The organism is Streptomyces sennicomposti (assembly GCF_019890635.1).
GTDB lineage: Bacteria > Actinomycetota > Actinomycetes > Streptomycetales > Streptomycetaceae > Streptomyces > Streptomyces sennicomposti.
Window position 1 is genome coordinate 1 of the sequence record NZ_JAIOAB010000110.1, and the last position, 7,635, is coordinate 7,635.

5 protein-coding genes are annotated in these 7,635 nt (G+C 71.3%); 4 read left to right on the top strand and 1 reads right to left on the bottom strand.

Annotation, left to right across the window (positions count from 1 at the left end):
* Positions 1 to 253 precede the first annotated feature (253 nt).
* Complete coding sequence (locus K7787_RS31035; RefSeq protein WP_043261597.1) at positions 254 to 820, bottom strand: PadR family transcriptional regulator; 567 nt, start codon at positions 818 to 820, stop codon at positions 254 to 256.
* A gap of 132 nt (positions 821 to 952) precedes the next feature.
* Here K7787_RS31035 and K7787_RS31040 point away from each other — a divergent pair, with 132 nt between their 5' ends.
* The 4 genes from K7787_RS31040 to K7787_RS31055 all read left to right on the top strand — a co-directional run.
* Positions 953 to 2,419, top strand: coding sequence for a carotenoid oxygenase family protein (locus tag K7787_RS31040; protein ID WP_223003676.1), 1,467 nt, complete (start codon positions 953 to 955; stop codon positions 2,417 to 2,419).
* A 627-nt stretch (positions 2,420 to 3,046) separates the two neighbouring features.
* Positions 3,047 to 3,313, top strand: coding sequence for an acyl carrier protein (locus tag K7787_RS31045; protein WP_009191826.1), 267 nt, complete (start codon positions 3,047 to 3,049; stop codon positions 3,311 to 3,313).
* Positions 3,297 to 4,160 (top strand): thioesterase domain-containing protein, encoded by an 864-nt coding sequence (locus K7787_RS31050; protein ID WP_223003677.1) that lies wholly within the window; start codon positions 3,297 to 3,299, stop codon positions 4,158 to 4,160. The genes K7787_RS31045 and K7787_RS31050 overlap by 17 nt, the downstream gene beginning before the upstream one ends.
* 126 nt (positions 4,161 to 4,286) lie before the next feature.
* A partial coding sequence (locus tag K7787_RS31055; RefSeq protein ID WP_223003678.1) for a type I polyketide synthase occupies positions 4,287 to 7,635 on the top strand: 3,349 nt, incomplete at its 3' end.

The window sequence follows — 7,635 nt, forward strand, 5'->3', positions numbered from 1 at the left end:
GCGCACCGACCGCGTGGACGCGCTGCGCGAGGCGGCGGGGGCCGACGGCGACGTGTGACCGCGGAAGGCGGAGCCCGTCCGGCGGGCGAGAGCCGTCGACGTCCCCGAACTCGCTGTGAGAAGAGGGGAGTCGACGGCACGGCGCGAGGGTGTGGCCCGGGGGCGTCGGCGACGGGTGGCGTGCTGCCCTCAGGTGCGGGGCCGCCACTTGCCGCGGCCGCGTCACCCGTCCTTCTCCGAGACCCGCTCGCCGTCACCCGCTCCCCTCCCGGGAGGCCGGGTCCTGTTTCTCGGCGGGGGGCTCGTCGGCCGGCCCGAGAATGGCCGGAAGATCGTCCATCCAGGCGAGCACCGCGTCCTCGTAACGGATCCCGAAGGCCAGGGTGGCGCGTTCGTAGGGGTCGATCCCCGCGCTCTCCAGCCGTGCCTGATAGCTCCTCAGGCGCGCCTGATGCACCGTCCGGTGCTGGTCGACGTGGAACAGCAGGCAGGCGCGGTCGAGGTGACCGCCGAAGGCGATGGTCAGCAGCAGAGGATAGCGGATCTGTTCCGGGCCCGGCGGTGTGGCGATCCACTGTGCGAACGCGTCGCGCCCGGCCTCGGTGATGTTGTAGCGGACCCGGGACCGTGGCCCCGTGTCCCCCGCTCTGACCAGTCCGCGCTCGGCCAGGGCGGCCAGCTCCCGGTACACCTGGCTACGTGTGACCGTCCAGAAGGCGCCGACGACCTCCTCGGCGATGGCGAGAAGTTCATACCCGCTGGCCTCCCCTGTGTGCAGGAAGCCGAGCAGCGTGGCTGCTGTCGCGTTGAGATTGTCCATGAAGATGCCCTCCCTTGACACTCCATAGTGGACGGTGCATGATTCTGACCGTCAATAGTCCACTGTGGTCGGTGGACCACTGTGTCACAGGGGTGCGGCCCGGATGAGCACGGGCTGACGGGGGAGAGTGTCATGGCGCGGTTCGGCCCGGGCTTCCGGAGCCTGGACGACGAGATCCGAGCGGTGGAACTCCCGGTCGGCGGGCGCCTGCCCGAATGGTTAAGCGGCGTGCTGTTACGCAACGGGCCGGCGAAGTTCGAGGCCGGCGCCACGGGGTTCCGTCACTGGTTCGACGGCCAGGCCATGCTCCATCGGTTCGCCGTCGACGGCGGGCGGGTGCACTACGCCAACCGCTACCTGGACACACCCAGCAGCCGGGCCGTGTTCGACGAGGGCCGAATACGCTACCAGGAATTCGCGACCGACCCCTGCCGAAGCCTTTTCGCTCGCTTCCTCACACCTTTCCAGCGCACCCGGCCCGTCAATCCCAATGTGAACATCGCCACATTCGGGGAGCGGCTCGTCGCGCTCACTGAAACACCACTGCCGGTGGAGTTCGATCCCGGCACCCTCGCCACGGTCGGAGTGGTCGACTACGCCGACCGGATCGGCGGTCACGTGACGACGGCGCATCCCCATCAGGACCCGGTCACCGGGGACCTCGTCAATTATGTGACGCATTTCTCACGGCGCAGCGAATATCGCGTATATCGCCAGCGGCCCGACGGCGAGCCGCATCGCGAACTCATCGGGCGGCACCGGGTCGAAGAGCCCGCCTATATGCACAGCTTCGCCATCACCACCCGGCATGTGGTGCTGGTCGAGTTTCCCTTGGTGGTGAACCCTTTCAGGCTTCTGCTGAGCGGGCGCCCCTTCATCGAGAACTACCGCTGGAAGCCGGACCGCGGAACCCGGTTCGTCGTCATGGACCGGGTCAGCGGGCGGGTGCGCTCGGTGCTGCGCGGCCCCGCCTGCTTCGCCTTCCACCACATCAACGCGTGGGAGGACGGCGACCGGATCTTCGTCGATCTCTGTGCCTATGAAGACGCTTCGATCATCCAGGCCCTCTACCTCGACTCCCTCCGCGGCGGCGGCGCCCTCCCGCAGGCCACGCCCACCCGGTTCACCGTGGACGTGCGGGCCGGCAGCGTCACGGCCCGGCCGCTGTCCCAGGAGTCCCTGGAGCTACCGCGCATCGCCTACCGGCGGCGCAACGGCCGGCGCTGCCGCTACGTGTACGGTGTCGGCTCGCACGGCCGCCGCACCGACGACTTCCTCGACCAGCTGGTCAAGCTGGACGCCGAGGACGGCAGCGCGCTCGTGTGGCGGGAAGAGGGCTGTTACCCGGGCGAGCCGGTCTTCGTCGCCGCGCCCGCGGATCAGGGCGGTCCGCCTCCCGCTCGGCGCGGTTCGCCTCCCGGCGGGGGCGGTGGCGCGGGCGAGGCGGAGGACGACGGGGTCGTGCTCTCGGTCGTGCTGCGGGCGGACACCGCGTCGTCGTACCTCCTGGCGCTCGACGCGCGCACCTTCCGGGAACTGGCCCGGGCGGAGGTCCCGCACGCCGTCCCGTTCGGGTTCCACGGCGTCTTCGTCGGATAGGGCCGGCGGGACGCCCAGGGTCCTTCGTTCCGATCGGCCCGGCATGATCGAGACGAGAGGCCCTGGGGCCGGCAGCGGTCGGGGCGCTTTTCCGAACAGCGGTTGAATTCCGGGTTCCGAAACAAACCGGGTACGGCCGCGGAAAGCGGTTGTGTATTCATTGCGCGCCCCCGGAGAGGGGTAATTTCGGCGTGAACTTGTCATGAACATGATTACATGGGGGAAAGTCGTGTGCCCGATCGGACTGACCGGCGGGTCAGCTAAGGCAGCGTTCATTCCGAGGAAAAAAATGGATACTCGCTGTTAACGACGTGTCCCTTTACTCTTCCGCGATCGGGGCTCTAGGATTCAAGCGCTGACTCGGAGGAACCGGTCGCGGGGGTGCCCCACCACCGCCGGCGAGCGAAGCGGATCCAGTCTGACTGTCGAGCGAGGAGGACTGGAATTTGTAGTTCCGGCGAGTTCTCATGACGATGGGATCGCCGTCTCCTCCGAAGCCGGGTTTCCGTCGTTCCCAGGTGCGGCTGCGTGCGGCGTTCCACGTCCTGTGGCGTTGTCACAGGCGTGTGCGTGCGTACTCACCGCATTCTGTCGGGTCCCTCCCCTATTTCCAGGAAAGGAATCACCATGCCCGCAGTGAGCGCACTCGAGGCGCAGGAGTGGTTGATCGAGAAGATCGCCCACCGCCTCGGCACAGAGCAGGCCGAGGTCGCTCCCGAGATGTACTTCGACGAGATGGACCTCGACTCGACGGAAGCCCTGATCCTCGCCGGCGAGATCGAGAGCTGGCTGGGGTTCGAGCTGAGCACGACGACGTTGTGGTACCACCCCACCATCAAGGACCTGGCCGCTCACATAGCCGAGGAGAGCGACCGCCGTGCGGCGACCGCGTAGTGTCGAACAGCCCGTCGTCCACCGCCACCGCACGGCGGCCCCGGGCCGTCACACCGTCTACCTGGTGCACCCCGGCGCGCTCGACGCGTCCGTCCACCGCGGTCTGGCGGAGGCGCTGCCCGCGGGTGTGGGGCTGACCGTGCTCGACCTGGGCGGACTGCCGGAGTACTGGCAGGCCGCGCTCACCGGCGGCCACGCCGCCACCACCATCGACGCGCTGGCCTCCCGGCTGCTGACGGCCGTTCAGGTCGCCCACATCGAGGGCGACTACGTGCTGGCGGGCTGGTCCTTCGGCGGTGTGGTGGCACACGCCATGGCCGGCCTGCCGGCGCGGCACGGCCGTCCCACCCGCCTGGTGCTGCTGGACAGCATCGCGCCCGTCGAGGACTACAAGCACGACGACGACGCGCTGGAACCGTCCCTGCTGCTCGGCTGGTTCACCATGTACCTCGGCGCCAAGCGCGGCCGCCCGCTGCACCTCGGCGCGGAACGGCTGGCCGGCCTGGGTGTGGACGACGGTCTCAAGCTGGTGCTGGAGGCGGCCGTCGCCGCCGAGGTGCTGCTGCCCTCCACCTCGCTGCCGGGACTGCGCAAGCTGTACGACACGTATGTCGACGGCCTGCTGCGCAACAACCGGCTGACCAACCCCCACCAGCCGCTGCCCGCGCCGGTGCCCGTGGTGCTGGTCAAGGCCGAGCGCAGCCTCATCCCCGAGGACCGCACGCTCGGCTGGGAGCCGCTCGCTCCCCACGGCCTGGAGGTGCACACGTGTCCGGGGGACCACTACACCATGCTCACCCGCGCTGACGCCGCTTCCGTCGTCGCGTCGCTGCTCGATGCTGCCTGACCGCGGATACCGGCACACCCAGGTACCCCGGGCATCGAGACCCAGCAGAACTTCGCCAGTAGGCGCACCCTCTTCCCACGAGGCCGGGCCATGCCGCCCTGCCCCGACCCTCGAGAGAGCCTCGCTGTGAACGTTTCGCAGGATTCCGACCTCGACCGCCGGCTCGCCCGCGACCCGATCGCGATCGTCGGCCTGTCCGCCCTCTACCCCAAATCCCGCGACCTGAGAGAGTTCTGGGCCAACGTCGCCGCGGCGGCCGACTGCATCGAAGACGTGCCCGCCACGCACTGGGACGTCGACGAGTTCTACGACCCCGACCCGGCGGTGCCGGACAAGACCTACGCCAAGCGCGGCGGTTTCATCCCGGACACGCCCTTCAACCCGCTGGAGTTCGGCCTGCCGCCGAACACCCTGGAGGTCACCGACGTCCTCCAGCTGCTCAGCCTCGTCGTCGCCCGCGACCTGCTCAAGGACGCCGGAGCCGACCAGCCCTGGTACGACGCCTCGCGCACCGGCGTCGTCCTCGGCATCACCGGCGCCAACCAGCTCACCCAGCCGCTCACCGCGCGTCTGCAGACCCCCGTCCTGAAGGAGGTCGTCCGCAGCTGCGGTCTGTCGGACCGGGACGCCGAGGAGATCGCCGCCAAGTTCCGCCTCGCCTACGCCCCCTGGGAGGAGAACTCCTTCCCGGGCATGCTCGGCAACGTGGTCGCCGGCCGCATCGCCAACCGGCTGGACCTCGGCGGCATCAACATGACCGTCGACGCCGCCTGCGCCAGCTCGCTCGGCGCCGTCAAGGCGGCCGTCAGCGAGCTGCTGGAGCGCCGCGCGGACACCATGCTGGTGGGCGGCTGCGACGCCGAGAACACCATCTTCATGTACCTCTGCTTCAGCAAGACCCCCGCGCTGTCCAAGTCCGGCCGCATCCGGCCCTTCGACCAGGACGCCGACGGCACGCTGATCGGCGAGGGCATCGGCATGCTGGCGCTGCGCCGGCTCAGCGACGCCGAGCGCGACGGCAACCAGATCTACGCCGTGCTGCGCGGCATCGGCGCCGCCAGCGACGGCCGCTTCAAGTCGATCTACGCCCCCCGCAAGGAGGGTCAGGTCCTCGCCCTGGAGCGCGCCTACCACGACGCGGACTGCTCCCCGGCCAGCGTCGAGCTGTTCGAGGCGCACGGCACCGGCACCGCCGTCGGCGACGCCACCGAACTCAGCTCGCTGGCCGCCGTCATCTCCGCGGCCACGGAGGAGCGGCAGTACGCCGCCGTCGGCAGCGTCAAGTCGCAGATCGGGCACACCAAGGCGGCGGCCGGCGCGGCCGGCATGATCAAGCTGTCGCTCGCCCTGCACCACAAGGTGCTGCCGCCCACCATCAACGTCGACCAGCCCAACTCGGCCGTCGACTTCGCCAATGGGCCGTTCTACGTCAACAGCGCGCTCAGGCCCTGGGTCCGCGACCCGAAGCGCCCCAAGCGCCGGGCGGCCGTCTCCTCCTTCGGCTTCGGCGGAACCAACTTCCACCTGGTGCTGGAGGAGCACGGCGACGGCGACGACCTGAAGGTGATGTTCCCGGTCGCCCAGGTGCACCTGTGGCACGCCCCCGACACCGCGGCGCTCACCGCCGCCCTCGACGGGGACGCGCCCGCACAGACCGGCCCCGTCCCCGAGGGCCACGCCCGGATCGCCTTCGCCGCCCGCGGCGCCGAGGAGGCCGCGGCGCTGCGCGAGCTGGCCCTGCGCGAACTGCGGGCCCGCCCGGACGCCGAGTCCTGGACTCACCCCAAGGGCGTCTTCTTCCGCCGCCGCGCCGCCGACGCCGCCGAACGCGGCAAGGTCGGCGCGCTCTTCGCCGGACAGGGCAGCCAGTACGTCAACCCGGGCATGACCGCCGTGCTGGCGGTGCCGCCGCTGCGCGCCGCCTTCGACCGCGCCAACCGGCACTTCGAGAACGCCGAGCCGCTGTCCCGGATCGCGTTCCCGCCGCCCGCGTTCGACGACGCCACGCGCACGGCGCAGGAGACCGCGCTGCGCGCCACCGAGTACGCGCAGCCCGCCATCGGCGCCCTCGCCGCCGGCCAGTTCCGCTACCTCAGCGAACTCGGCTTCGCGCCCGAGGGCCACCTCGGGCACAGCTTCGGCGAACTGACCGCGCTGTGGGCGGCCGGGGCGCTGGACGACGACACGTACTTCGCCCTCGCCCGGGCCCGGGGCGCCGCGATGGCCCCGCCCGCCGAGGCCGGCTTCGACGCCGGTGCGATGGCCGCCGTCAGCGCCCCCGAGGAGCGGGTGACGGAGCTGCTGGCCGGCATCCCCGACCTGCACGTCTGCAACCGCAACGCGCCCGACCAGATCGTCGTGGGCGGCGCCACCGAAGCCGTGGAGAAGCTGGTGGCCGCCGCGCGGGAGGCCGGGATCAAGGCGTCCCGGCTGCCGGTCTCCGCGGCCTTCCACACCCCCTACGTCGGCCACGCCGTGGAGGCCTTCCGCGCCCACGTCGAGGCCGCGCAGGTGACCGAGCCGCGCGGCGCCGTCTACGCCAACACCCGGGGCGCCTCCTACGGCGCGGACGTGGCCGCCAACCGCCGCGTCCTGGCCGAACAGCTCATCCACCCGGTGGACTTCGCCGCCCGCGTCGAGGAGATGTACGCGGCCGGGTTCCGCACCTTCGTCGAGTTCGGGCCCAAGAGCGTGCTCACCACGCTGGTGCGGCGCATCCTCGGCGAGCGCCCGCACACCGTGCTGGCCGTGGACGCCGGTCCCGGCAAGGACGCCGACGTGGCGCTCAAGCAGGCCGTGGCCCGGCTCGCCGTGCTGGGACTGCCGTTGCAGACCGCGGACCGGTACGTGGCCGCCCCGGTGGAGCGCGAGCCGGTCAAGGGCATGAGCATCATGCTCAACGGCATCAACTACGTCTCGCCGCAGCGCAAGGCCGCCTACCGCGAGGCCATCGAGTCGGGCTACCGCGTCGCCCTCCCGGCCGCGACGCCGGCGCCGGTGCTGTCCGCGCCCGTTCCGCCGCCCGCGCCCGCCGCCCCGCCTGCCCCGCCCGCACCGGCCGCCGTTCCGGCGCCCGCCGCCGCTGCCGCGCCCCGGCCCGTCGCCGCCGCGCAGCCGTCGGCCCCGGCCCCGCAGCCGTCGGCCCCGCGGCCGGCTGCCGCGTCCCGGTCGGCCGCCGTGGCCCTCGCGCCGTCGCCGGCCGCACCCGCGCCGGCCCCGGCTCCCGCTTCCTCCCTCACCCCCCAGGAGACAGCATCCGTGGACAAGGACCGCCTGGCCGACGTGGTCGCCGACCACTTGGCGCTGCACGACGAGTACCTCAACGGACAACTGGACAGCGCCCAGCGCCTCGCCGGGCTTCTTGAGCGCGCCTACGACCAGGGCCGGCTGGAGCAGGTGATCTCCGGAGTCACCACCGTCAAGGAGCACAGCCTGGCCATCGGCCGCACCCACCTGCGGGCCAACGAGATCCTGG